The sequence below is a fragment of the Ancylobacter crimeensis genome, assembly GCF_023016805.1.
GTDB lineage: Bacteria > Pseudomonadota > Alphaproteobacteria > Rhizobiales > Xanthobacteraceae > Ancylobacter > Ancylobacter crimeensis.
In genome coordinates this window covers 191095-214494 of record NZ_JALKCH010000006.1, presented here as the reverse complement: position 1 = coordinate 214494, position 23400 = coordinate 191095, and the positions used below count along the sequence as shown (strand labels likewise).

The following is a 23400-nucleotide window of genomic DNA, read 5'->3' as shown; positions in this document are numbered from 1 at the left end:
GATAGCAACGCTGCAGACCTGCAGCGTTGCTATCATATTCATGGTGTTGTGAATTAATTCTCGTTGCAATTACGAGTCCGGTTGCCATTATAGAAAACGACATGGCCGGCCCCTCTGCACATTTGTGTACGGGTCGGTCTTCGTTTTTAAGTCCCTTATTCTCTTACCCCCGTGACCATCTATCGGAAGCCATACCTCACCACTGACCAGCAGGTAGCCCTCTTAGTTTCGAGGGGGATGGTGATATCCGATATAGGCAAGGCAAAATCTTGCCTCGCGCGCATAGGGTATTATCGGCTCAGCGCGTACTGGTTTCCGTTCCGCAAGTCGCAGCAGGTCATTGACGCCGCCACGGGCCTTCCGGCAACGCAGGTGCTCGATGACTTTCAAGACGGAACCGACTTCCCGACCATCCTCGGCCTGTATGTCTTCGATAAGAAGCTGCGCATGATCGTCCTCGATGCGCTGGAACGCATCGAGATCGCCCTGCGGACGGAAATAGCCTTGCTGCTCGGCCAGCACGGGGCTTGGGCGCACCGCGACCCTCAGGTGCTCCATGGCAATTTTGCCCGCCGCAATAAGAAGGGCGCGACATTCACCCCGCACCAGGAATGGCTCGACCGACTGGACGACAAATTCCGCCGCTCGAAAGAGGACTTCGCCAAGCACTTCAAGGCGAGGTATTCAAGTAGCGACCCACCTATCTGGATAGCGGTCGAGTTGCTGGATTTTGGCGCGCTCTCGCATTTTTACGCCGGCATGACCATTGCGGACCAAGACACCATCGCGGCGCGCTATGGCCTCTCGGCCGGCAAGGCCTTCGAGGCGTGGTTGCGGTGCCTGAATGACGTGCGCAACATCTGCGCGCACCATTCCCGCCTCTGGAATAAACCGCTCGTGGCGCAGCCCCGCTGGCCAGCCTTGGGGGCAATCCCTGACCTCGACCACCTCGACGGCGACATCCACGGACAGACCCGTCTTTACGCCGCACTGGCAATCATGCGCTGCATGCTGAAGGTGGTGAACCCGTCCAGCTCATGGGGGCAACGGCTGGTGGAGCATCTCGACACCATGCCGGCCAATCCCATTCTGTCGCTCAAGAGCGCCGGCTTCCCCACGAACTGGCGGACCGAAGCCCTCTGGGCTTGAGGACGGTACACAGTTCACGGAGTGAAAGCGTTCCAGCCGCCCCCGAACAGGTCGCCCTGCCGCGACCGGGCAAGATGCTCCTGCCACTCCTCAGAGGCCTCGGCCTCAGCGAGCCATGCGCGTGTGAAGGCCTCGGGGCCGCCTTCGGCCTCGATGGTGCCGCAGGGCACGAAATGCGAGCGATAGCCCGTCGAGGTGATGGGGTTCGGCCCGTCGGAGCGCAGTTCTAAGTGGGAGATGACCCCGCCGAATTTTGCGGGCGCGAAGCGGATGCGGATAGGGAGCTGAGCCCATTGGAGGGTGGTGCTGAAAGTGTAATCGCTGTCGGTCATGTCGGCCCTTTCGTCATTGTTGAACACGCCCCTTGCGGGGACGCGGGACGTTTGATGGGGCGAACGAGCCCCATCGTCACCGACGACACGGGAGCGCAGCGAATGGAGCGGGCTGGAGATTGACGAGGGGGCGCGCGCCGTCATGGCTCGCGGTCATCCTCGCCGGGTGTGGGCGCTGACGATCGGGGCACAGATGTATGGCTGCATTATCCACCTGCACGGCTTAGAATCCGGCCGATGCCCTGGAACAGCGAAGCGATACAGGCGCTCATGCGCTATCGGGAGCGGCCTGACCCGTTCGTGCTGCACCTGTTCGACTGGTCGTATCGCGCCCATGGCTGTCTGGACGTGACCGAGCTTGCCGCGCGCGGCCGGGAGTTGATGGCGCAACGCTATAGCCAGCCCCCGGGACGGGATACCCGCCGAGGTATGGCGAGCGGTGTGGGAGGAAGCCCAACGGGCGCTGAAGCACATGCCGCTGTCCTGCCCCTATGTGACGGATCATCCGTGCTTTGCCGAAGCGCTCGCATGGATGTTGCCGGAGATCATGCAGCACCTGGTCGCAGCGGACGTTGCCCTAACGACGATCGGGCTCGTGCAACAAGGGTCGTGCTGGAACCGGAGGAGAGCGGCCGGATGTTGCGACTGCATGTGGAGGGCGCCCAATCTTTCCTGCTCCCTTATCCAGAGGCGCTGACCGCTCGTACCCACGCACTTCTCGTCGCGATCGGCGAAGTGATCAAGCAAGGCCCGGCCGGAGACGCGTCGGGGCCCGTGCCGTCGGGTCCGCCTGAATAAGCTGGACACGACTTATCATTTTTGCTAAGTTCTTTTGCATGTGGACAGTGGAATATCTGCCGGCGGCGCAGGCTGAAGAAGCCGCATTGCCGTTGGGCATGCAGGCCCGACTGGGACGGATGCTCGCTGTCATCCGCCAGAACGGCTTCCAGGATTTCCCGCGCGACTGGGTGAAGCCGCTCGAGGGCAAGCTGTGGGAGCTGCGGATCACCGGCAGGGATGGCATCGCGCGGGCGATCTATGTGACAGCGCCGGCCGGCGGGTCGTGATCGTCAGGATATTCGAGAAGAAGACCCAGAAGACGCCACGGAAGGAACTGGAACTGGCCCGGCAGCGGGCAAAGGAGGTGCTATGAGCAAGGTCAAGCTGATCAGTGCACAGGAGGTGCACGCACAGGACATGAAGGACCCGGCCTACCGGGCCGAATATGAGGCGCTGGAGGAGGAGTTCGCGCTGATCACCTCGATGATCCAGGCGCGCGCGCGGGCGCATCTGACGCAGGCCGAAGTGGCCGCGAAGATGGGCACGACCGAGAGCGCGGTGAGCCGGCTGGAGAGCGGGCGCACTATGCCGTCGACCCGCACGCTGAAGCGCTACGCCGAGGCGACGGGCACGCGCCTGCGCATCACCTTAGAGCCCGCGCCGCAAGGATAGGGATGCATCCGCATGACGAGCCACCGGTCCAGACACGCCTGCTCAGAAGCGATCCTCGTCTCGGCTGCTGCGCTTCACAAGGTCGGGGCGCTTGATGACGATGCGTTGCGGGCGCTTGCTGCGCGGCATGATTCCCGTCGTAAGGCATTCGCGACCACCAGCCTTTCTGCGTCCGATATCGATGCGATCGCGGCGTCGCGCATAGCGGCCGAGCATGCGTCTTTGGACAAACTGCCCCTAAAAGACGACCGCGATGGGTGAGCGGCCCACGATCGCGCCCGACGGCGCTCAACAGGCGGGGGCCGTGAAAGGGCGTGGCCTGCGCCGCACCCCTGCTGCCGCTAATACTCGCTGGGGAGCAGCAGTACGGCGTCGGTAAGGAAGAAGTGGATACCCTCGGCCGGGAAGTCGGTGAAGGTGAGGCGCTTGGTGTAGACCGGGCGACCATTGCCATCCTCGCAGGCGAGTTCGCCCGTCTGGTCGGAGGCCACGGTGAGCGCCCAGACCTGGAAGGGCTCTTTCGCGATAATCGGCACGGCGTGGGCCAGCGGGTGAAGATCTCTCCTGATCGTCGGCCTGCTGCCGGCCGGCCGATCGTGCGGCGCCACAATTGGTTCAGCAAGGCATGGATCAATAGGCCTTGTCGAACAGCAGCGCGCACAGCAGGCTATTGTCGCCCAGCAGATAGGCTGCGTCGAGGTTGGTATTGTCCGCAGCGTCGGTGCACGTGTCCCACTGGATCGCAATGGCCTTGCCCCGGCCGGGTCGGCCGTCGTCCAATTTGGTATCGATGTTCCATGCCTCCGCCGGACGAAACAGTGGGGCAATATTGGAACCGCTGGCCCGTGCCGTGCCGACCTGAAGCGTATGGCCATAAGGGATATCGAAGAAATAGGCTGGGGCGCTGCCCTCCTCGCTCAGCACGCGCTTGATGGTGAACCACAGACCCTTGCCTAGTTTGGAACTTGGCACATTCTGGGCCGTGGGGGTTATGCCGTTGTCCACCGTGAGGCCGGAGTACTCGCCCTCGATCAGGCCGGCGAGCGCCAGATGACGCCAGAACTGGAACAACTCGGTGCTCACGCCGGCGCCGACGTCCTTTCGATTGACGATGCCGCTACCGTCGCCGTCGCAGGCGCCGGGAGTCGTGACGGCCGCCCCGCCGTTGGCGGCGCAATCCACCGTGCTTGTCTGCCTGCCCCAGAACCGTGTCGCGTTGCTGAAATCGCCAGGGAGGGCCAGGTATTTATCGCGGAATGCATGGGTGGCGCTGCTGTAACGGCTGTACTCGGCGCTGACGCTGCGCAGTTCGGCGGCGCGGATGAGCGACTGCCCGGCGAGGATGCCGCCCGTGAGCAGGCCGAGGATGACCAGCACGATGGACAGTTCGACAAGGGAGAATCCGTGACGCGGATGCATGATCGCTCTCACCTCCGCGCCAGCGTGAAGGTGAGCGCGCACAGCACGTTGCTGTCGGTGAGGTTGTAGTCCCCCGGCGACGGGAAGGCCGTGTAGCAGGCGGAATTGGCATTTTCTCCGCCGCCTTGTACCGTGCCGAAATCGGGCTTGCCGTCATCGAGCTTGGCGTCGATGTTCCAGGCTTCCTGCGGTGCCAGCGCCGGGCCGGTCGCACTGGCACCGTAGCCGAAGAAGAACCCGATGCCCGCATTGGTCTGAGGCCCCCAGACCACCGTATAGCCGGTGCCGTAGGTCGCCCCGCCGAAGGCCGTGGCCCGGAACGCCGTGTTCGACAGTTTTCCCGCTGGATGGTTCTCCCCGATGACGAAGCGCGGCGAAGTCCCGACCACCCCGGTATAGCTTCCCTCGATGAGCCCCGCATTGGCGAGGTGCTGCCAGAAGCGTGTTCCCTCGTAATAAACGCCGTCCGATGTATCGAGCCGGTTGTTACCGTTGCCGTCGCAGGTGTGTGTGCCGGTGCCGAGCCCGTTCGGGCAGCTTGCCCCGTCGCTCGTCACCGAGCCCCAGAATTGGGTGGCGTTCGTCATGTCGCCCGGCGCGGCCATGTATCTGTCGCGGAACGCATGGAATGCCGACAGATAACGGCTCATATCCGCCGTCACGCTGCGCAGCTCTGCCACGCGTATCAGGCTTTGCCCCACCAGTATCCCGCCCGTGAGCAATCCAAGGATGACGAGTACGATGCTCAATTCGACAAGGGAGAATCCGTTGTAATGACTGGATGGCATAGGCCTCCTGAACGATGGTGATCGGGGAGTTAGAAGAACCTGTAAGAGTAAGGTCGCACCGGCCTTTAGTCGTAGGACCTGAACATACGCCGACGCCTCCCCGACCGCAGGGTCGAGGAGTGTGAGTAACGGTCACACAAACCGCTCTTACAGAAGCTTCTACACTCCGGAAACGCTTCGCATTTCTACGTTTTACTATAGACTATCAGATTATTATTTCTATTTATTTTTACCGAAGCCATCCTTCTGCACGCGCAGCGTGTCGGGAGTGGATTTACAGGCGCGACAGGTGAAGGCCTCTCCTGATCGTGCGCGCATCCCGCATCTGGGGCTCGGGCAAGGGCGCCACGATCTCACCCGAGCTTTTTCCGTTAAATCAACCTGCTAGAATGGGTTCACAAACAGAAAAGAACAGTACACAGTGCTGCTAGACATGTTGTATGTACCCGTATAGTCGGTATTGCTGCTGGATGTTGTGCACTGATTCGCAGCGCGCCATTGGGGTATGATAAAGCCGGTTCCCGGCTTTCCATCATCCAGCTTCACGTCAATGTTCCAGGCTTCATCAGGCAATAATACAGCCGTATTTGGAATATTTCCTCCGGTGTAAGCACCAAATGCTAGGTAATTTCTATAAACTGACGCTGTCGTACCGTAAAAACACTGGCTTCCATTGCTTCCGCAATTGTATTTTCCTCCGGCTCCCCATCCTGCATGGGTCAATTTCGATGACGGCGAATTGGTTCCCGGAACTACGCTAGCCGAATTATTGATGGCGAACCCTGTATAGTTCCCGTCAATGAACCCTGCGGCGGCCAGTTGCCTCCAGAACTGGTGCATTTCGTTGACATGCGTGGCTCCCGTGGCGCTGTTATCCCACGCGATCATCCCGTCGCCCGTGCCATCACATACACCCGTATCGACGACGGTCGCGCTGGAATTGGTCACACAATCGGTCGTGTTACGCATCCGCTGCCAGAAACGCGTCGCATTGGCCATATCACCGGGGATTGCCATGTACTTGTCACGAAATCCATTAATAGCGGAAATCCATCGTTGATATTCCGTTGCTACAGAGCGCAGCTCAGCCGCGCGGATGAGCGATTGCCCCGCCAATATCCCACCTGTGAGCAGGCCGAGAATCACGAGCACGATGCTCAATTCGACAAGTGAAAATCCTTTGCAATGACTCGACGGCATAGGTCTCCCGGACGATGGTGATCGGGGAGTTTCCAAACCTGCAAAAGAGAGGCGCACCGACCTTTAGCACAAGGTGCCTGAACATACGCCGATGCCTCCCCGACCGGATAGGTCGAGGAGTGCGAATAACGGTCACACAAACCGCTTTTGCTGAGGTTGGAACACCCCGGAAATGCTTCGCATTTCTACGTATTACTATAGACTAGCAGATTATTATTTCTATTGATTTCTACTGTGGTCATCCGTCTGTGCGGGACGCATCACGCGGACCGTGCCGTCCCAGCCTTTGGGGGCGCGCGCCGCCTTCGGGCGCGTACGGCGGCGAAGGAGGCGGCGCAGGCCTGAAAGGCCGATAGCGGCTCCAAGCACCCCCACGCCACCGTACAGGGCCAGCGGATGCAGGGCCGCGGCCGCGGTCATCTCGAACGCCTGCGCCACCAGCTCGTTGCCGTTTTAGCCCATGAGCCCGGCCGTGAAGTGGTAGGCGAGGAACAGCGCCGCCGCCCAGAAGGGCACAAGCACGAGCAAGCGCCAGCGTGACGGTGCGGGAAGCGGTCGGCCTAGGGCGACGGATTTTTCCTCCTGCCAGCGCGCATCCGCCACCACGTGGTTACGGCGGCCGTTCGAGACGATGGCGAGGAATCCGAGGATGAACGGCAGGAACTGGTTGGGGGCCTTGCCGTCGAACCACAGAATGAGGGTGATGATGAACCCCTCCCACAGCGCCAGGAACACGGGCAGGCTGCCAATGAAGCGGTCGAACAAGGTCGGCGGCGGCAACATGGGACGTCCCTATTGCCCTTGATGCCAGCAAGAAAACGGGACTTGCCGTTGTCGAGGTCGTGGGAATCGGCGTGTATTTCTTTGCAGGCTGGCATTCCTAGTGATAATTGGCCGGGCCAAACACGACGATAGCCTTATTGCTGTTCAATATCGCGACATCGGACGCTAAGCGCGGGGGGGCGCATGGAAAACGTCTTTGACTCCATCGGCAACGCCCTGAAATCGGCGGGAGAAGGCAGCCACGGCCTCGCTCGGGGACTGGAATACGTCACTGGCAATGCGACTGCCGCCGCTCTTTTCGCGCTGTTCCTATGGTTCGCACTCAGCCTCATTCGAGGTGCAGCAGGCGCGCGGCATTTCACCCTCTACGGCAACAGCATCCGCCTTCTCGGGGGCGCGGGCCTCGTCGGCCTTGCGCTGCTTGCGGTATACGAGGCCATCATCGAGCCGCCGCCCATCGCCGCGACGCCTGAAGACCGCGCCCTCGTTTACAAGGGGCTCACGGGGAAAGATTTCGTCGAGCCCAGCGCGGTCCTCACCACAAGCGAAAACCTAATAAAATGGGTATCATTCTTTAAATGGTATGCCTTGGTCTTCGTCATCATGGTCGTGGTCGGCAGCATCGTCGTGAAAAGCGGCCAGCTCTTCGCCCGCATGGCTAAGGCACGAGATTCTCACCGATCTCCTGAATGAAATTCCGTGTCTGATATTGTGTCGCGCATTCCTGCGCCCGCCACTCCCGCACGGCCGCTTCTATCCGCGGACGATTCCGATCGTGCCAACCCATAACATCGTATCCGTAACGGGCTCGAACAGCTTCATCCGCAGCATTAATGTCTCCAGACTTACCAGCTCTCATCGAACCCTGATATCCGACATCAATTACTTCTATTGCGTCATTTACCAGTTTCGTGTGTTTCCGAACGATATTCGGCCGTCCCTCCGATATTGAACAAGCGAATATATTCCGCACCTGCTCCCGCGTGAGTTTTTTCCGATCATTATCCGGCACGAAGGAAGTGAACGCCAAGGCTATCACGCCGGATTGTTTCTTATCGTATCCTATTCTTTGATAAAAATCCCTCGTATGGATCGCATATTCCTGAACATATGCGTTGCGATTACCTACGCCTATCTTGAGATCCAAATCGTTCTCAAGATCGATACAACCGCAGAGCGACGAGGCAAGGCCAGCCACCGCTAAAATTCGCAGATGAAAATCGCGCATCGAAGCCCCACACAGGAAGATCGCCCCATCTTCGGAAACCTTGCTTAGCTTGGCAACAGGACCGCGACTGCGACGGCAGCATAGATGGCGGAATTGCATTCCCATGACGGACACGCCCATCTTAATGAAAATGAAATATTATGCCGTTAATATTTCGATATTAATCGATCTTTATTTTGATAAACTACAATAAAGGATATTTATGTCAGATGACATCAACATTTCGCTAAACCAAACCGACAAATCCCGTTCAGCATCCATAACGGACAATCACGGAAATTCCGCCACCGTCCACCTCAAGGATCTTTCCAATATCAGGGCCGAGGCCAAGGACATAATTTGTGGTAACGGCGCTCATCCGCAGGGCGATGTGCAGATGCCGGAGAAATTGAAAGACAACCTCCTTCCTATTGGGGTTGGGCTTTTGCTGGGCGGGCATGCTTCGGTCGATCTGGGCGAGGATAAAAGCCCGTTGCAGACTGCCTGCGAGGGCGCACGCAAGGCCGCGGACAAAGGGCCTACCCGGTAGGGCGCCATAGGCGCCGCCACATTCCTCGAACCTGACCAGCCCCGCTACAGCAGCAGGAGCTGTTGCCCGGCGCGCAGGGCGGGCTCGGCCGGGCGGGCTTCGCTGCGCCAACGGGCGAAGGCCTCGCCATGGCAGGCGAGGAATCCCACCATGTCAGGCGTCCATGCCGCCTCGAAGCATTCGGGCCTGAGGCTGTCGGCATGGCGCACAAGGGCGGGCACGCCGCGCGCGGCGAGCTGGAGATAGGCCATCTTGAACGCCGTGGCCGACAGGTCGGCCGCCTCGACATAGAGCGCCTGGCCGATATCGTGCCCGGTCGCCGTGAGGGCATCGGCGGCAGCGATGACCATGCACCCCGCCCCGCAGGCGGGCTCGTCGAGCGTGACGAAACCGCGTTCGGCAATGACGGCAGGCGCATCGCCCATGGAGATCTCCGCCATCAGGCGGGATACCTCGTAGGGCGTGAAGAACTGCCCGGCCTCGGTATCGAGCGCGCCCAGCTCGGCGGCGATGCCGCCGAGGAAGTCACAGCCGCCCTCGATGAGGGCGAGCTGGATGAGGGCCAGTAGCTTCGGCAGCGCGCGTATGTCGTCGGCCGGGTAGCGCCTCACCACGTTCATGTACCGCGCCTCCAGCAGCTCGGCGCGCGGCGCGTCGGCGGTCTGTTTGGCGACGGCGCAATAGGCCAGCTCCAGGAAGTCACCGAACCGGTCGTACCGGGCGCGATCGCGCCCGATACTCCCGAGGGTGGCGATGAACTCCTTGTGGAAGGGGGTTTGCATCGCCGCCTCCCTACGCTTCGGATTTGGCGGTCGGGGTGCGCAGGTAGATGCGCCCGTCGATCGGCAGGGCATCGAGCACCAGGTCCCAACCTTCGCCGCTCTTGGCGGGGAACGCCGCGCCAATGGTCTTCCAGTGGACCTTGTCGTCCTTGCCTTCACGGCCGACGAGGGCGTTGAGGTAAACGGGTCTGCCTTCGGCCTGCTTGGATTCGGCCTGTTGGCGGGTCTGGGTGTTGCGGTTGTAAGCCATCGTTTGTCTCCTTTGGTTTGATGGGTCGCGTCCCGAAGGACGGCACCAAAGGAGCCCGGCGGATGAGGCCGCTTGTCCCCAACACGGGAGCGCAGCGAATGGAGCGGGCAGGAGCGGGACAAGCGGCCGACGCCGGGCATACGGGGCCCGTTCAAGCTTTCGGGCGCACCCTCAAAACGCAGAGGAACAGGGGCGGCACTGCTGCGGGCTCAGCCCACCAGCAGGCCGATCGAACATGCCGCTGAGCTATCAGCAGCCGGGCATGCGGGAGCGCAGCTTGGGGCATGGCCGCGAAAAGAGTGGCACAAAGTAATACAAAATGGCATTATGTGGGATGGAGGTTATCATGCAGAACGTTGAACGCCTGAGCATCACGCTCCCGGCCGACATGGTGCGGATGATCCGCGCCAAGGTGCAGGGTGGCGGCTACGCCTCGAACAGCGAGGTCATCCGTGAAGCCATGAGGGCATGGCAAGAGCAGGAGCAGCACCACGCTGAACGCCTTGCGCGTATCCGCGCCAAGATCGACGAGGCCGAGAACGACCCTCGCCCGTCCTTGGCGGAGGCCGAGGTGGAAACGCATTTTGCGGAGCGCCTGAAAAAGTCGCTCGCCGTTCCGGACGATCATGCGTGAGCTGACCTACCGCCCGGCCGCGCTGGACGATCTCGACGGAATTTACGACTACATCGAGCCGGAGAATCCGCGTCGCGCCTTCAGCTTCGTGGAAGATATCAGGAAGCGGTGCCGGACGCTCTGCGAGCACCCGGAACTCGGGCCTGCCCGGTCCGATATCAAGCCGGGGCTGCGCATCTATCCCATGTTCGGCCGCATCGTGGTCTTCTACCGCATCACCGAGAGCGCCATCGTGATCGTGCGCGTCTTCTCCGGCGGGATGGATTACGAAACGCTCATGCGGGATGAGCCCCTGGAATAGGGAGCGGTCACTACCATGTCCGGCTCGCCAACTGGCGCTCTTCCGGGCCGCTCACATCCATATAGATGACGGTCGAACGCGGGCTGGCATGGCCCATCCATTTCTGGATGAAATTGAGCTGGGTGCCGGCGATGACGTTACGCGCGCCGAAGCCATGGCGCAGGCCACGCGGGCAGGCCTGACGGCCATGCACATCGGCCAGCCGCATTGCGCGCTTTACCCAGCGGTAGGCCGTGCTGCGGTTGACGCTCCATAGCCGCTGGTCGGGCATGCCGCCCCTAGCGAGCGCGCGAAGCTGCGCCGCCAGCGGTGCGGGCAGGTGCACGAGGCGGTAGACCGTGGTGCGCCTTTTGAGGGTGCGCAGCACGACATATCCGGTCCCGACCCGCGACAGGCTCACTTCCAACGCCTCGGAGATCCGGCACCCGCTGACCGCCACGAGTTGCACGAAGAGGCTCTTGTGCAGCGGCAAATGCTGCGCGACCGCGCGAAGCCGCACGTACTCACTCCAGTCACAATATTTGCGCTGACCGTCGCCGTCGAACAGGTGAGAGGATGGCTGTTTCATGACTCATGTTTTCGATGCACCAAAATAGGCAATACGGTTGCATCAAAAAACTCTCAAGCGGTTTATGTCAGTATTTTTCGGATAAATGCTCCGATATGGACAATGTATTGAGAGTGATTCGATAGAATATCATGCATCAAAATTGCCTATTTTGGTGCATTATTCATAATTTACCCCCGGAACACGGCCATTTAGGGGCTGTGACGGGGACCTCCATGAACTCTCTCTTTCGATCACGTCGCGGCAGCCTGACGCGCTCCAGCGTCATCGGGTTGTTGGCCCTGGTGCTTTCAGGCGGCGGCGCGTTCGCAGAGAGCTGCGCCGATCTTATCGAAACGCAGGCCCGCATCGGGGCCATGAAAGGCAAGCTGCTGGCGACCTATCCGGGCACCGCCGCAACCTTGTTCGGCTGCGCCGCATTGGCCAACCAGCAGCCCGAGGGCGACCGCCTCGGCACGGTCCTCGTATGCGCGGGTGTGGCCTGTCTTTCGATTGGCGTCGGCACCTGCATGGAGCTCGGAACGGCCGCCTCGGAGCTGGAGAAGGCCGCAGAGGAAGTAAAGCGGCGCAAACTCGCCCTCGGATGCGGAGCCTGAGCCCATGGCCGCCGGATCACAGAGGAATCTTCTCCAAATCGTCACACTCAGCTTTGCCGTTCTCGTGTACTCGTCATGTATCCAACCAGGATACGGAGGCGATATGGCGTCGAAATCGAAACGAGCGGCACGGATTACAAAGGCTGTTGAAGCCGAAAAGGCACGATCCATCAAGGATGCGCTGAACGAGCTCAAATACATCGATGCCATATCCCTGGACGACACCCGCCTGAACTGCGCACAGGGCCTCACCCCCAAGCTCAAGGCTATGCAGGAAGCACGCAGCAACGGGTTCCCGGAGGTGTGGGAGTATTGCGCCGCTGCGGTCGACGCCGCCGCCGAACGCAAACTCTCCGCCGCCCTCTATGGCTCGCTCACGGTGCGGGAGATGGGCATCGGCAACCAGGTGGACAGCGAAGGTACCATGGAAGCCGTCGCCAACGGCGAGGATCTGCAGACCATGCTGGCCATCCGCCGCGCGGCCGCGAAGGGCGACAGCAGCTATACCGGCATCACAGGCAAGGTCATGCCGCTAAGGCCTGAGCTGGCCTATGACCTCGGCCATTATCAGGGGCAGGCGAAGCCGGAGAGCATTCCGGCGATCAGCGCCGGGGCGCAGGCGCAAGGTGTTGTCGCCTGCTATGCGGAAACGCCGCTCGATAGCATCACGCTCGACGGACATGTACTGCCTGCGACCAAGGCCTGTTTCATCGTGGGCGGCAATGCGGGCAAGCGCTATGCGGTGTCGCCCGAGCAGACGGGCTCGACCACGCCGCCGAACCCGGCCCCGGAGGACACAGGCGCACTCACGCCAGCACCGACGCCCGGCACGGCGATCGCCAACCGCGATGCCGACGTGCTGCGCTCGCCCCCGACGCGCTGAGGCTCCCCCTCACGTTCCCCATGTTCCCCGTCGTCGCTGGAGAAGACCATGGATGCATTTCAGGTGCAGAACCTAGAGCGCTATCTGGACAGCCTTGGCGAGTTCGAGCTTCGCCAAGTCAATATGTATGCCGTTGAAGCGTTCATGCATGTCTACGAGCCGCAGCACAACTCCTGGAGGGAGATGCGGCTCGTGGCCCGGAAGGCTGGCTTAGGCATCTCACAGGACGCGACTGGGTTCGCGCTCCTGAAGGAGATGGCGGACATGCTCTCGCATTACCGGCGGGGCTGAGCCTCCGCTCACCAGAAGGAAAACCGCTTGCGCACCAGACTAGTCTGGACTATATTTTCTTTATGGAACGTCGCTCACATACACTGACGCAAGGGGCCTGGACGATAGCGGAGGCCAAGGCCCGGCTGTCGGAATTGCTGCGTCGGGTCGAGAGGGACGGGCCTCAGCGGATCGGCACCCGGCAAGGGTATATGGTCGTCTCGGAAGCCGAATGGCAGCGATTGCAGGTCGCACGCCCGCCGCTCGGCCAATGGCTGCGGATGCATCTGCCGCAAGGCGAGGCGCTAGAGCTGCCGGCGCGGGACGAACCCGACCGCCCGAACCCCTTCGCGCCCGATGAGGCGGTGTGACGGGCGTGCTCCTTGACACCAATGTGATTTCCGAGATCACCCGGCCCGCGCGCAGCGAGCAGGTGATGCGCTTTCTCGACGCGCTCGAGGACGGCTATATCTCCGTCGTCACGCTGCATGAGCTGACCTACGGGCTGGAACGGCTACCCTCCGGCACACGGCGCAACGCCCTGTCGGAGGCGATCGCGCAGTTCCTCGCACTCTACAGCGACCGGATTCTCGGGATTGGCACGGCAGAGGCGAGAACCGCCGCGGTCCTGCGGGCGGGGCAGGCGGAACGTGGCCGTACGCTGCATCTTGCCGATGCGCTGATCGCCGGCACCGCCCTTGTCCACGGGCTCACCATCGCCACGCGCAACATTGCGGATTTCGAGGGGCTGGGCGTGCCGCTGCATGATCCCTGGGCCGATTCCTAATTCGGGACGGGGAAGCATTTTACGGCTTGCGCAGCCCCGGGAACCCTAGCTGGCACCCTTTTCACCGCGTTTTATCCGCGATTTCCCTGACCTTGGCGCTGGCGGCCGAGAGCGGCCCCTGTTCAACATCAATGGAGACCGACATCACCCCGTCACGTACAAGCGTATGGGCCTCCAAACTCGCACGGTCCTTGATGGCAGGCCCAAGGGCTGCCCCCATGCCCTTCAGCACCGGTTCGAGTTCCGCTTCGGACACCGGAATATGACGCCCGTCCTTGCGAACACTCCAATCAATCTGGGACTTGTCAGCCTTCGCGAGTGCGGCGGCGAAGTCCATATGCATCGATGATCCATCCGCGCAAAGCAGAGCCTGCTCCCCTCTAATGGTGCTGTAATCGATGCGGTTCCCTTCCGGGTCCGATGCAATAACCTCTACATTCTTAAAATCATTGCTCTTATCCTCTGCCATAAACACTCCGTAATTACCTATTTTCGGATGACACTACGCCATCCGTTCTTTTCATATTACATAGCCATTGTTACAGTTCAGGGTCATCTCTCTCCTTCCGCGCGATTCTGATGCCTAGACGGTCGCATCACGAACGGACTGCGACTTGCCCGCATCGGCAGCAGAAGGATTTACTTCCGCAACGGAGGGACACGCCCTATGCTACCAGCAATCGATGGGGAGCTTGGATGGCTGATACAGCTTCACGCCCAAGGCCGCTGCGCCGCAATCTTCCGCAAATCGTCACACTCAGCCTTGCCGCTCTCGTGTACTCGTCATGTATCCAACCGGGATACGGAGGCGATATGGCGTCAAAATCCAAAGTAGCGGCACGGAATACGAAGGCTGTCGAAGCCGAAAAGGCACAAGCCATCAAGGACAGGCTTAGCGAGCTCAAATACATCAATGCCATATCCCTGGACGAAACACGCTTGGTCTGCGTGCTGGGCGGCACCTCTCAGGTGAAGGCCCGACAGGAAGCACGCGGGAACGGGTTCCCCGAGGTGTGGGAGTATTGCGCCGCTGCGGTCGATGCCGCCGCCGAACGCAAACTCTCCGGCACCCTCTATGGCTCGCTCACGGTGCGGGAGATGGGCATCGGCAACCAGGTGGACAGCGAAGGCACCATGGAAGCCGTCGCCAACGGCGAGGATCTGCAGACCATGCTGGCCATCCGCCGCGCGGCCGCGAAGGGCGACAGCAGCTATACCGGCATCACAGGCAAGGTCATGCCGCTAAGGCCTGAGCTGGCCTATGACCTCGGCCATTATCAGGGGCAGGCGAAGCCGGAGAGCATTCCGGCGATCAGCGCCGGGGCGCAGGCGCAAGGTGTTGTCGCCTGCTATGCGGAAACGCCGCTCGATAGCATCACGCTCGACGGACATGTACTGCCTGCGACCAAGGCCTGTTTCATCGTGGGCGGCAATGCGGGCAAGCGCTATGCGGTGTCGCCCGAGCAGACGGGCTCGACCACGCCGCCGAACCCGGCCCCGGAGGACACAGGCGCACTCACGCCAGCACCGACGCCCGGCACGGCGATCGCCAACCGTGACGCCGACGTGCGGCGCTCGACCCCGCCGCGCTGAAACGCCTCCGCTTCCCCTGTCCCCTCAATGCCGCGTAGGCATCTGGAGCACCGTTCATGTATCTTCATGTCGACCTGAGCACCTTTGCCGACGATCTGCGTGATGTGGTGGCATCCTTCGCCAAGATCCAACTGGCGACGGACAAGCATGCCTCGCTGTCGCGCAGCCTGCTCGACGCCAAACATCCCAATCCGAAACAGGCGCGGTTCACTGTCGTCGCCAACTGCGCCGATTGCGGCACGAGCCTGCACCGGAACATTGAAACCATCTGGCAGCGAAGAAGCCCGGTACAGTTCTCCCTGACGGAGAAAACCTGCCCCCATTGCCGGGGACAGGGCGGGTTCCATTACGCAAAAACCCAGTCACTGCACGCGTAAGCCGGACAGACGGGCCCCTGACCATCTTCGCGCTGACGGCCGCGCCGGCAGAGGCAACGGGCGGCCCCTATGCCGTCTTGCCTTAGGAGCTTTCGCACCATGGCGCATACGATACGACAACGCCTGAATTCGTGACGTTCGAACGCGCTGTGCAGCTTGCGCGTCTGGCGGCCGCGAAGGATATCGCGCCCTATCTGCTGCTCTATCAGTTGGGCACGATGAGCGCCCCGGCGCTCGGTCAGTTCTGTCTGCGGCTCGGCTACGATGGTCCGTGCATTAAATAATAAAAGTAGTTTACTTAAGAAGTATATATTAAATTTAATTATGCGTGATCAAATAATCGAATCAAATGAGAAGAACGATGGCTCCGATATGTCGGAGTGTCGCGTTGTTCTCAAGAACGAGCAGCTACCGGAATCGCTCGGGCTCGTGGTGATGCGTGGCGCGGATATCAAGACAGGACCGATTCAATTCACTGCGGTTGAGTTGGACTGTCCTGGAGCGGCGGACGGTCCTGCGCCGTCTCCCGCGCCGACCTCGTCGACAGGTCGCGGTCGGTAATAATCAGCCTCCTCCTTGGTCGGAGGCTTCCGTTCAGTCTGCCAGTTTCTGGAAAATTCGCCGCCATTCACGTCAGATTTTGGGACGTTGCTTATAGGTCTGCCGCTCAGACGGCCGCACCGCGACCGGACTGCGGCTTGCCCGCATCGGCGGTCTGGACGGGCGCGGGTTTGGCGTCGCCGGAGAGGTCGGCGGTCTTCGAGCTATCGGCCGCACCCGCCGCTGCGGCGGGAATCGCCGCCTGTTTCGCCTGTGCCTTCACGGCATCCGGCGCAGCCAGGGCGAGCTGCATATCGTCGTCGGACGCGGCCCCCAGTGCAGCATAGGCCGTATCACGTTGTTTCATACCTACTGCCGCCTCCTCCTCCTTCTGCGCCGCCGTCACGGTACGGGTTCCCTCACCCTGCTGGGCATCTGTCCCAAGCCGTAATTTCTTCTCATCGGCCCTGCGTTCCAATGCTTGCGCGGTACGGAGGTCACTCCCGCCATAGACCTGCGTAAGCGCCGCTTCCGCCTCGGCGGTGCGCCGTGTGGCCTGGCCATGTCCGCCAGCGCCCTTGTCCTGTGCCTCCCGCTCGCGGTTCACACTTTCCAATTCCCTGAGAGACTGACGCCTGCGGGCGGCAATCCTGTCCTTAGCGGCCGGGGGCACCTTGTCGCTATCCAGCAGCTCATCATAGCCGCTGATCTGGTTGCGCAGACGGTCGCCATGGATGCCGAGGGCGCCGACGATATCGCCCTTGTCGCGCAGCTCCTGTTCCTTCTTCTTCAGCTCGCGCTCGCGTTCTTCCTGCTCGCTGAGATCCACGCCGTATTGTTTGCCCCAGGCGAGCATTTCACCCGCTCGCTCGGTGATACGGGCGCTGCCCTCGGTGAGCAGGCGGCGGGTTTCGGCGCTCGCCATATGCAGGGCGATGTTCCCTGCGGCGCTCACACCAACACCCGAGGCCTGCACGGCCTGCGCGGTGTCGGTCGCGGCGCGGGTGGATTCGGCTATCTGGTGTTTGAGCTGGGCAATGGTGGCGAGGTTTCCACTCTGTTCGACCTGCTGCAGGAGCGCCTGCAGGTCGCCCTCGCGGCGCTCGATCGCGGCCAGTTGCGGGTCGTTCGGCGCGGTCGCGCGAAGCTGGGCCCGTTGCTCGCGCAGCAGGGCCAACGGGCCTTCTATCTGGTGCGCCAGCTCGTCCTTGGCCTGTTGCAGCGGGTCGGGCCGTTCGCCGTGCAGCGCACCTTTGGCCTGCCCGAGGGCGCGGCCGAAGCGCTCGCCGTAATCTCCCTGCGTCGGGCGCATGGTCAGCGCCCTTTCCGCATCACGATGCATGCATCGTAAGTCATACACTTATCTCCCTGCCCGCCTCTCATTCGCGGAGGCGGTACAGGGTGATTGTTAGGTCATAATGGTTAATTACCGTTTAATTATGTGGATAATTTTGCATTATTTCTTTGGAGAAATAAATATAACTCAAGTTTAGTAAAGAATTAATGTTTTCTATCTACGATAATAACTGGAGACATCCTCTCCGCTAAAATTCCCAAATGTTACTTAAGCCGGGCCAAAAGCCCGGTTTTCTTTTATTGAGAAACGTATTTATTGATATAATCTGCTACTTCTATGAGGCTCTATGTCCGACAAACTACATCTGATTTCCGATTCCCTATCCGATTTCACCGTTGTCGATAACCGGGGCAACTCGGTTTCCATCCAGCTCGACGGGGCGCTGGCCTTTGAAAAGATAAAAGAAGGTTCAGTGACCTGTAACAACGGCATTTCAGGGCGCGACGATGGAAAAGCGATGGTCGCTACCGTAGATGGGGTCGAGTATCGGGGCGACAGCTACGTGAACAAACCCCGCCCGGGTATTGAACCGGACGGCCTTTCCAAGGCGCTGGAAAAGATGGGCCCTGTCGAGCGCCTTTTTACGGCCGCGAAGTTGCTCGTCACCGGGCATGTCGCGGTTGATCTGGGCGACGACAAAAGCCCGTTGCAGACCCAATGCGACCAGGTACGCAAGGAAGCCGACAAGGGCACGAAGCGTTAGGATGAGCGCACCCGACAGCAGATGGGGCGCCCTTTCCTCGCGGTTCTGCACGGCCGGGGTGCTGCTGGCGCTGTATGTGTCCCCGTTCGTGCTGCTGTACCTGACCGTGCGTCGCCTCCGGCGTTTCCGTCGCCTGCGGGGTCAGTTATGGTAGCGGCATTGGGCGATCAGCAATCGGTCGCCCTCGGCCCGGTAGACCAGGCGATGCTCCGTGGGGATCAGCCCGCTTCCAGGTCCACGAAGACCGAGAGGCCCGTTGCAACGGGCTCGATGGTCACGAGATAGCCGAGACGGTTGCTGATGGAGAGGCCGTTGATGACGGCGAAACAATCACCGTCATCGATGATGGTCCATACGCGTTCACGCGGCTGCGCGCGCACGAAATCCCATTCCTCGCCATAGGTCTCGAACATCAGTCCGTCGAAGGCAGCGGCGGGATAGAGCGAATTCGTCATCGGCGTATAGCGATCGAGGAAGTCGCTCCAGGATAGCTCAAGCGTGTCTTTCGGGGTTGCGGTCATGGGAGGTCCTTTCGTCATTGTTGAACATGTCCTCGGCCGAGGACGCGTGACGAAGGACGGCTCGCACCAGGCGTCCGGTCATCGACGACACGGGAGCCGCCTCGAGGCGGCGAATGGAGCGGGCTGGAGATTGACGGGGCGACGCGAGCCGTCAGGGTCAGCGTCTTTCCCTCGGCCCTGTGTGAAGGATGAAGAGGAGACGTGACTGTCGGAAGCCGAAGGTAATCGCTAGCAGTGATCATCGATCAGAGGGGGCGCGGAGCAGGTCATAGCCGCTAATCCATACGGTCGATGATTGCTAACATTTCGCGCAGCTTCCGCTTCGCATCAATGAGGCTTTTGTTCATCACCAGATCTGCCCGCCCAGTCAGTATCAAAACCGCCTCCATCACTCGATCGGAGTGTCGGCATAATAGGATCAAGAATTCTCCGCTTGGTCCGTTTTTGCCACTGAGCCAATTCTTCACTGCCCGCTCATTGGCGGTCGTTAATACAGAAATTGTCTTTACGGCGGCCCCTGTCATTCCGAATTCCTCGCGCAATGCCCGCGAAATAGCCGCAGCGAAGCCCCCCGATCCCAAGCGTTGCCCAGGAACATTTTTTCCATTTTGGGACCTATCATTTCGGTTCTTATCCGTGAGCGACATTCCCAGTGTTCCTTGCTTATGAGTCGAGGCCCAGCAGGGTAAATTTTGGGGATACCTCCCCTTTTAGCGGCTGATCGATGTGGCTCGATGGACACCATCATCTCCGGGCGCCGATGAGCCCGCCTCCGTCCGGGCGGCGCAGTACGTGCGCATGTCGACAGAGCATCAAAAATACTCGACCGAGAACCAGGCCGCAGCGATAGCCAAGTACGCCGAGGAACGCGGCTTCGACATTATAAGAACTTACGCCGACGAAGGTAAAAGCGGCCTTAAACTTGACGGTCGTGAAGCTCTACAACGACTGATAGAGGATGTCGTCTCGGGTTCAGCGAGCTTTCGCGTCATTCTTGTTTATGACGTGAGCCGATGGGGCCGCTTCCAGGATCCCGATCAGGCGGCTTATCTGGAGGCGATCTGCAAGAATGCGGGAATTCATGTTCGGTATTGCGCGGAGGAATTCGAGAATGACGGTAGTCTGACCGCCACCATTATCAAGAGCATGAAACGCGCAATGGCAGGAGAATATTGTCGCGAGTTATCGCGAAAAGTCTTTGATGGACAGTGTCGGCTGATAAGCCTCGGCTTCCGACAAGGAGGACTGGCTGGCTACGGTCTTCGTCGTCAACTAGTCGATGAGCACGGTCTTCCAAAGGCAGAATTACGGTTGGGAGAGCGAAAAAGCCTTCAGACCGATCGTGTCGTTTTGGTGCCAGGGCCAGAGGAAGAAGTCCGCACAGTACGCCGCATGTATCGTCTATTTGTGGATGCTCATCTCAATGAAAAACAGATCGCGATGGTGCTGAATGACGAGAGCAAACTAACCGATCTGGGGCGCCCGTGGACGCGCGGAACCGTGCATCAGGTGCTGACCAACGAGAAATATGTCGGTCACAATGTCTTCAATCGCGTGTCCTTTAAACTAAAAGAGCACCGGGTTCGCAATCCACCGGACCAGATCGTTCGCACCGAGAACGCTTTCGAGCCACTGATTGATTCTCATACATTCGGCTTGGCCGCTGCGCTCATCGCCGCGCGAAGCCAGCGCCTCTCGGATAATGAAATGTTGCAGAGGCTTGCCAATCTGCTTCGGGAAACGAGCACGTTGACGGCGCTAATCATCGACGAGCGTGACGACATGCCATCGAGCTCGGCATATTCGTCACGCTTCGGCAGCTTGCTCAGAGCTTATGAACTGATCGGCTATAGCCCTCAACGCGACTATCGCTATATCGAGACGAACCGCTTTTTGAGAACCCTTCATCCCGCTCAAATCACCGCTGTCATACAAGCAATCGAAATAGCCGGGGGAAGCGTACAGGTCGATCCGGCGTCCGAGCTCCTCTGTGTGAACGGCGAATTCACTGTGTCGGTCGTAATCGCAAGGTGTCTTACCACGGAAGGAGGGACTTCCCGCTGGAAGATCCGCTTTGATGCCGGGCTTCGGCCGGACATCACTATCGCGGTTCGCATGCGCGAGAATAACCGCGAGCTTCTCGATTACTACCTGCTGCCGCGAGTCGATTTTCCCGTCGAGCGGCTTCGTATCGCGCCCGCCAACGGCGTCTATCTGGATGCATATCGCGTCGATACTCTCGACGCCTTCCAGTCTCTTTCAGCCCGGGTCCCGGTCAGGAGGACGGCATGAGTCCAGCGGCTTCGCAGATTGTCTCCATTCCAGTTGACCAAATCCACATTCTTAATCCAAGGACCCGGAACAAGAAGATTTTCAATGAACTCGTGACCAGTATTGCGCGTCTCGGCTTGAAGAAGCCGATCACTGTCAGCACGAGATGCGATGGTAAAGGATATGAACTGGTCTGCGGTCAAGGAAGGCTGGAGGCCTTTGTCGTCCTCGGGCAACGCCAGATTCCGGCGATCGTCATCGAGGCTTCTGTCGAAGATTGCTATGTTATGAGTTTGGTCGAGAACTTGGCGAGGCGGCAGCACTCACCTTTGGAGTTGATCGAGGAAATCGGTGCCCTACGGGATCGGGGCTACTCGACGGCCGAGATCGCGGCAAAGACCGACTTTAGCGATGAGTATGTCTACGCCGTTTCATGCCTACTCGATCATGGGGAAAGGCGTCTCCTGGCAGGCGTGGAACGAGGCATTATCCCGGCGGCCATAGCTATGGAGATCGCGCGCGCTAAAGATGGCGAGGTGCAGCGCGTCCTGGCTGATGCATATGAACGCCAAGCACTGCCAGGCAACCAGGTGCTGGCAATTCGGCGCATCGTCGAGCAGCGCAATTTGCTCGGCAAACGGATCGTCGATCACGGGGCTGGCAAGGCCAGCAAGCAGCCGCTCTCGGCAGCGGCTCTCGTCCGAGCCTATCAAAAGGAGACAGACCGGCAGAAGTATATGGTGCGCAAGGCGTCGCTCGCTCAAGGACGCCTTCTGTTCGCAGTGAACGCGCTCAAGCGCCTATTGGCGGACGAGCACTTTGTGACCCTGCTCAGAGCCGAGGCGATCCACACGATGCCACGCCCGCTGGCGGAGCGGCTGGGCAGGGAGTTTGTCTGATGGAAAGGGAAGTCCGCAGCGCCTTTGAGCGTGAAATCATCATCCTACCCGTTGACGAGATCTTGCCACGTCGGCAAGTCACGGCGGCCCAGCGTTCAGGGGTCAAGTTTCGGCGGATAGCCGCCTCTGTCAAAGAGGTTGGGATCATCGAGCCGCTGATGGTGGCACGCCTCCCTAACGTATCGGATCGTCATGTGTTGCTTGACGGCCACATGCGCTGGGCGATCTTGCAGGAATTGGGTACCAGGGAGGTCCGCTGCCTCATTGCACATGACGATGAGGCTTTTACCTATAACAAACGGATCAATCGCCTCGCCACGATTCAGGAGCACTACATGATCCTGAGGGCCATCAAAAACGGGGTCTCCGAGGAGAAGCTGGCCAAAGCGCTCGATCTAAATATTGGGCAGATACAACGGCGCCGGACGCTTCTGGACGGCATCTGCCCTGAAGTCATCGAACTTCTTAGGGATCGCTCGGTCAATCCGGCGACATTCGATTCGTTGCGTCGAATGAAACCAATGCGGCAGATCGAGGTGGTCGAACTCATGGAGATTGCGGGAAATTGGACCGCTACCTATGCCCGGTCGTTGCTTGCCGCTACGAGGCAGGAAGATCTAGCGAAATCGGAGCGGCCAAAGAAAGTGGCCGGACTAACAGCCGAACAGATGGCCCGGATGGAGCGTGAGATGGCCTCCCTTCATCAGGATTTTAAGCAGATCGAGAGCAGCTATGGTGACGACATTCTCCATCTCGTCATCGTTTCCGGTTTTCTGGCGAAATTGATCGGTAACCCGGAGATAGAACGTTATCTCGTTCAACATCACCGCGAGCTGCTGGAGGGCTTTCGCTCCATAGTCGCCGCTACTAATTTGGACCAGGCAGGCGCGGCTGCTTAGGCTTTGATGAGTGTCTTGTGCGTCCGAAGGGCTTAAGTCCGGACAAGCCAGAACCGACACCATCATCCCTTTACCGGAGCCGTACGGACCCTTCCGTCATGGCAATGACTGGCGGTAACGGCGGCATGATCCGTTCGGGGCCTTCCCCCGTTCGAGGGAGGCTGCATGCCGATAGAGAGTGGGAAATGGTGCGGGCGGTCGGAATCGAACCGACATTCCTTTTGGGAGCGGCATTTTGAGTGCCGTGCGTCTACCAGTTTCGCCACGCCCGCATATCAGATCCACGCTA

The 23400-nt window shown here is 60.1% G+C and carries 33 protein-coding genes, 1 tRNA gene and 1 pseudogene; 20 read left to right on the top strand and 15 right to left on the bottom strand.

The annotated features are described in order from the left end of the window. The first annotated feature begins 237 nt into the window (after nt 1-237). Complete coding sequence (locus MWN34_RS10750) at nt 238-1149, top strand: Abi family protein (RefSeq protein WP_247029108.1); 912 nt, start codon at nt 238-240, stop codon at nt 1147-1149. 14 nt (nt 1150-1163) lie between these two features. Here MWN34_RS10750 and MWN34_RS10745 read toward each other — a convergent pair whose 3' ends face one another. After that, a complete protein-coding gene (locus tag MWN34_RS10745) occupies nt 1164-1481 on the bottom strand; it encodes a hypothetical protein (RefSeq protein ID WP_247029107.1) in 318 nt (105 codons plus the stop codon). Between the two features lie 836 nt (nt 1482-2317). On the opposite strand from MWN34_RS10745, the pseudogene MWN34_RS10740 reads away from it, so the two are divergent. From MWN34_RS10740 to MWN34_RS10725, 3 genes and pseudogenes are all read left to right on the top strand, one after another. Further along, a pseudogene (locus MWN34_RS10740) lies at nt 2318-2634 on the top strand (type II toxin-antitoxin system RelE/ParE family toxin). Next, nucleotides 2631-2933: a helix-turn-helix domain-containing protein gene (locus MWN34_RS10730; RefSeq protein ID WP_247029104.1), complete on the top strand. Its 303-nt coding sequence runs from the start codon at nt 2631-2633 to the stop codon at nt 2931-2933. The pseudogene MWN34_RS10740 and the gene MWN34_RS10730 overlap by 4 nt, the downstream one beginning before the upstream one ends. A gap of 12 nt (nt 2934-2945) precedes the next feature. Beyond that, entirely contained in the window at nt 2946-3194 is a 249-nt protein-coding gene (locus tag MWN34_RS10725; RefSeq protein ID WP_247029103.1) for a hypothetical protein, read from the top strand. 80 nt (nt 3195-3274) lie between these two features. On the opposite strand, the gene MWN34_RS10720 is transcribed toward MWN34_RS10725, so the two are convergent. The 5 genes from MWN34_RS10720 to MWN34_RS10700 form a co-directional block, all read right to left on the bottom strand. Further along, nucleotides 3275-3469, bottom strand: coding sequence for a DUF6876 family protein (locus tag MWN34_RS10720; protein ID WP_247029102.1), 195 nt, complete (start codon nt 3467-3469; stop codon nt 3275-3277). Nucleotides 3470-3563: 94 nt separating this feature from the next. Then, nucleotides 3564-4352, bottom strand: a complete 789-nt coding sequence (locus MWN34_RS10715) for a type II secretion system protein (protein ID WP_247029101.1) — start codon at nt 4350-4352, stop codon at nt 3564-3566. An 8-nt stretch (nt 4353-4360) separates the two neighbouring features. After that, nucleotides 4361-5140, bottom strand: coding sequence for a type II secretion system protein (locus MWN34_RS10710; protein WP_247029099.1), 780 nt, complete (start codon nt 5138-5140; stop codon nt 4361-4363). Between the two features lie 384 nt (nt 5141-5524). Next, nucleotides 5525-6340 carry a type II secretion system protein gene (locus MWN34_RS10705; protein WP_247029097.1) on the bottom strand — a complete coding sequence of 272 codons (816 nt, stop codon included), beginning with the start codon at nt 6338-6340 and terminating at the stop codon, nt 5525-5527. Between the two features lie 453 nt (nt 6341-6793). Continuing rightward, nucleotides 6794-7123, bottom strand: a complete 330-nt coding sequence (locus tag MWN34_RS10700; protein ID WP_247029096.1) for a hypothetical protein — start codon at nt 7121-7123, stop codon at nt 6794-6796. 183 nt (nt 7124-7306) lie between these two features. Here MWN34_RS10700 and MWN34_RS10695 point away from each other — a divergent pair, with 183 nt between their 5' ends. Beyond that, nucleotides 7307-7816 carry a hypothetical protein gene (locus MWN34_RS10695; RefSeq protein ID WP_247029095.1) on the top strand — a complete coding sequence of 170 codons (510 nt, stop codon included), beginning with the start codon at nt 7307-7309 and terminating at the stop codon, nt 7814-7816. Here the strand turns inward: MWN34_RS10695 and MWN34_RS10690 are convergent. Continuing rightward, nucleotides 7782-8456 carry a hypothetical protein gene (locus MWN34_RS10690; protein WP_247029094.1) on the bottom strand — a complete coding sequence of 225 codons (675 nt, stop codon included), beginning with the start codon at nt 8454-8456 and terminating at the stop codon, nt 7782-7784. The genes MWN34_RS10695 and MWN34_RS10690 overlap by 35 nt on opposite strands. 97 nt (nt 8457-8553) lie before the next feature. Here MWN34_RS10690 and MWN34_RS10685 point away from each other — a divergent pair, with 97 nt between their 5' ends. Next, complete coding sequence (locus tag MWN34_RS10685; protein WP_247029093.1) at nt 8554-8880, top strand: hypothetical protein; 327 nt, start codon at nt 8554-8556, stop codon at nt 8878-8880. Nucleotides 8881-8924: 44 nt separating this feature from the next. Here MWN34_RS10685 and MWN34_RS10680 read toward each other — a convergent pair whose 3' ends face one another. Further along, entirely contained in the window at nt 8925-9662 is a 738-nt protein-coding gene (locus MWN34_RS10680; protein ID WP_247029092.1) for an N-6 DNA methylase, read from the bottom strand. Between the two features lie 10 nt (nt 9663-9672). After that, the gene (locus MWN34_RS10675) at nt 9673-9912 is read right to left on the bottom strand and encodes a hypothetical protein (RefSeq protein WP_247029091.1); all 240 of its coding nucleotides are present in this window, start codon (nt 9910-9912) and stop codon (nt 9673-9675) included. Between the two features lie 346 nt (nt 9913-10258). Between MWN34_RS10675 and MWN34_RS10670 the strand changes: the two genes are divergently transcribed. Then, the gene (locus tag MWN34_RS10670) at nt 10259-10546 is read left to right on the top strand and encodes a type II toxin-antitoxin system ParD family antitoxin (protein ID WP_247029090.1); all 288 of its coding nucleotides are present in this window, start codon (nt 10259-10261) and stop codon (nt 10544-10546) included. Beyond that, a complete protein-coding gene (locus MWN34_RS10665) occupies nt 10539-10847 on the top strand; it encodes a type II toxin-antitoxin system RelE/ParE family toxin (protein ID WP_247029088.1) in 309 nt (102 codons plus the stop codon). Before MWN34_RS10670 ends, MWN34_RS10665 begins: the two co-directional genes overlap by 8 nt. 10 nt (nt 10848-10857) lie before the next feature. On the opposite strand, the gene MWN34_RS10660 is transcribed toward MWN34_RS10665, so the two are convergent. Beyond that, a complete protein-coding gene (locus tag MWN34_RS10660) occupies nt 10858-11415 on the bottom strand; it encodes a tyrosine-type recombinase/integrase (protein WP_247029086.1) in 558 nt (185 codons plus the stop codon). Nucleotides 11416-11546: 131 nt separating this feature from the next. Here MWN34_RS10660 and MWN34_RS10655 point away from each other — a divergent pair, with 131 nt between their 5' ends. The 5 genes from MWN34_RS10655 (at nt 11547) to MWN34_RS10635 (ending at nt 13951) form a co-directional block, all read left to right on the top strand. Continuing rightward, complete coding sequence (locus MWN34_RS10655) at nt 11547-12011, top strand: hypothetical protein (protein ID WP_247029084.1); 465 nt, start codon at nt 11547-11549, stop codon at nt 12009-12011. Nucleotides 12012-12114: 103 nt separating this feature from the next. Continuing rightward, nucleotides 12115-12894, top strand: coding sequence for a hypothetical protein (locus tag MWN34_RS10650; protein ID WP_247029082.1), 780 nt, complete (start codon nt 12115-12117; stop codon nt 12892-12894). A 48-nt stretch (nt 12895-12942) separates the two neighbouring features. Then, nucleotides 12943-13185: a hypothetical protein gene (locus MWN34_RS10645; protein ID WP_247029080.1), complete on the top strand. Its 243-nt coding sequence runs from the start codon at nt 12943-12945 to the stop codon at nt 13183-13185. 62 nt (nt 13186-13247) lie between these two features. Further along, a complete protein-coding gene (locus tag MWN34_RS10640) occupies nt 13248-13535 on the top strand; it encodes a type II toxin-antitoxin system prevent-host-death family antitoxin (protein WP_247029079.1) in 288 nt (95 codons plus the stop codon). A 5-nt stretch (nt 13536-13540) separates the two neighbouring features. Next, nucleotides 13541-13951 carry a type II toxin-antitoxin system VapC family toxin gene (locus MWN34_RS10635; protein WP_247029078.1) on the top strand — a complete coding sequence of 137 codons (411 nt, stop codon included), beginning with the start codon at nt 13541-13543 and terminating at the stop codon, nt 13949-13951. A gap of 61 nt (nt 13952-14012) precedes the next feature. On the opposite strand, the gene MWN34_RS10630 is transcribed toward MWN34_RS10635, so the two are convergent. Then, a complete protein-coding gene (locus tag MWN34_RS10630; RefSeq protein ID WP_247029077.1) occupies nt 14013-14420 on the bottom strand; it encodes a hypothetical protein in 408 nt (135 codons plus the stop codon). Between the two features lie 227 nt (nt 14421-14647). Here MWN34_RS10630 and MWN34_RS10625 point away from each other — a divergent pair, with 227 nt between their 5' ends. From MWN34_RS10625 to MWN34_RS10615, 3 genes are all read left to right on the top strand, one after another. Then, nucleotides 14648-15544 carry a hypothetical protein gene (locus MWN34_RS10625; protein ID WP_247029076.1) on the top strand — a complete coding sequence of 299 codons (897 nt, stop codon included), beginning with the start codon at nt 14648-14650 and terminating at the stop codon, nt 15542-15544. Nucleotides 15545-15600: 56 nt separating this feature from the next. Then, complete coding sequence (locus tag MWN34_RS10620; protein WP_247029075.1) at nt 15601-15921, top strand: hypothetical protein; 321 nt, start codon at nt 15601-15603, stop codon at nt 15919-15921. 131 nt (nt 15922-16052) lie between these two features. After that, entirely contained in the window at nt 16053-16205 is a 153-nt protein-coding gene (locus MWN34_RS10615) for a hypothetical protein (RefSeq protein ID WP_247029074.1), read from the top strand. Between the two features lie 383 nt (nt 16206-16588). Here the strand turns inward: MWN34_RS10615 and MWN34_RS10610 are convergent, their stop codons facing one another. Then, nucleotides 16589-17803, bottom strand: coding sequence for a hypothetical protein (locus MWN34_RS10610; RefSeq protein WP_247029073.1), 1215 nt, complete (start codon nt 17801-17803; stop codon nt 16589-16591). Nucleotides 17804-18104: 301 nt separating this feature from the next. On the opposite strand from MWN34_RS10610, the gene MWN34_RS10605 reads away from it, so the two are divergent. Further along, nucleotides 18105-18521 carry a hypothetical protein gene (locus MWN34_RS10605; RefSeq protein WP_247029072.1) on the top strand — a complete coding sequence of 139 codons (417 nt, stop codon included), beginning with the start codon at nt 18105-18107 and terminating at the stop codon, nt 18519-18521. Nucleotides 18522-18739: 218 nt separating this feature from the next. On the opposite strand, the gene MWN34_RS10595 is transcribed toward MWN34_RS10605, so the two are convergent. After that, a complete protein-coding gene (locus MWN34_RS10595) occupies nt 18740-19042 on the bottom strand; it encodes a hypothetical protein (protein WP_247029391.1) in 303 nt (100 codons plus the stop codon). 275 nt (nt 19043-19317) lie between these two features. After that, the gene (locus MWN34_RS10590) at nt 19318-19689 is read right to left on the bottom strand and encodes a hypothetical protein (protein ID WP_247029070.1); all 372 of its coding nucleotides are present in this window, start codon (nt 19687-19689) and stop codon (nt 19318-19320) included. Between the two features lie 79 nt (nt 19690-19768). Between MWN34_RS10590 and MWN34_RS10585 the strand changes: the two genes are divergently transcribed. Genes MWN34_RS10585 through MWN34_RS10575 form a run of 3 tightly spaced genes read left to right on the top strand, consistent with a single transcriptional unit; the run spans nt 19769 to nt 23111 of the window. After that, nucleotides 19769-21334, top strand: a complete 1566-nt coding sequence (locus tag MWN34_RS10585; RefSeq protein ID WP_343311927.1) for a recombinase family protein — start codon at nt 19769-19771, stop codon at nt 21332-21334. After that, complete coding sequence (locus tag MWN34_RS10580; protein ID WP_247029068.1) at nt 21331-22212, top strand: plasmid partitioning protein RepB C-terminal domain-containing protein; 882 nt, start codon at nt 21331-21333, stop codon at nt 22210-22212. Before MWN34_RS10585 ends, MWN34_RS10580 begins: the two co-directional genes overlap by 4 nt. Further along, entirely contained in the window at nt 22212-23111 is a 900-nt protein-coding gene (locus MWN34_RS10575) for a plasmid partitioning protein RepB C-terminal domain-containing protein (RefSeq protein ID WP_247029067.1), read from the top strand. The genes MWN34_RS10580 and MWN34_RS10575 overlap by 1 nt, the downstream gene beginning before the upstream one ends. 186 nt (nt 23112-23297) lie before the next feature. Here the strand turns inward: MWN34_RS10575 and MWN34_RS10570 are convergent. Continuing rightward, a tRNA-Leu gene (locus tag MWN34_RS10570) sits at nt 23298-23383 on the bottom strand. Nucleotides 23384-23400: the final 17 nt, after the last annotated feature.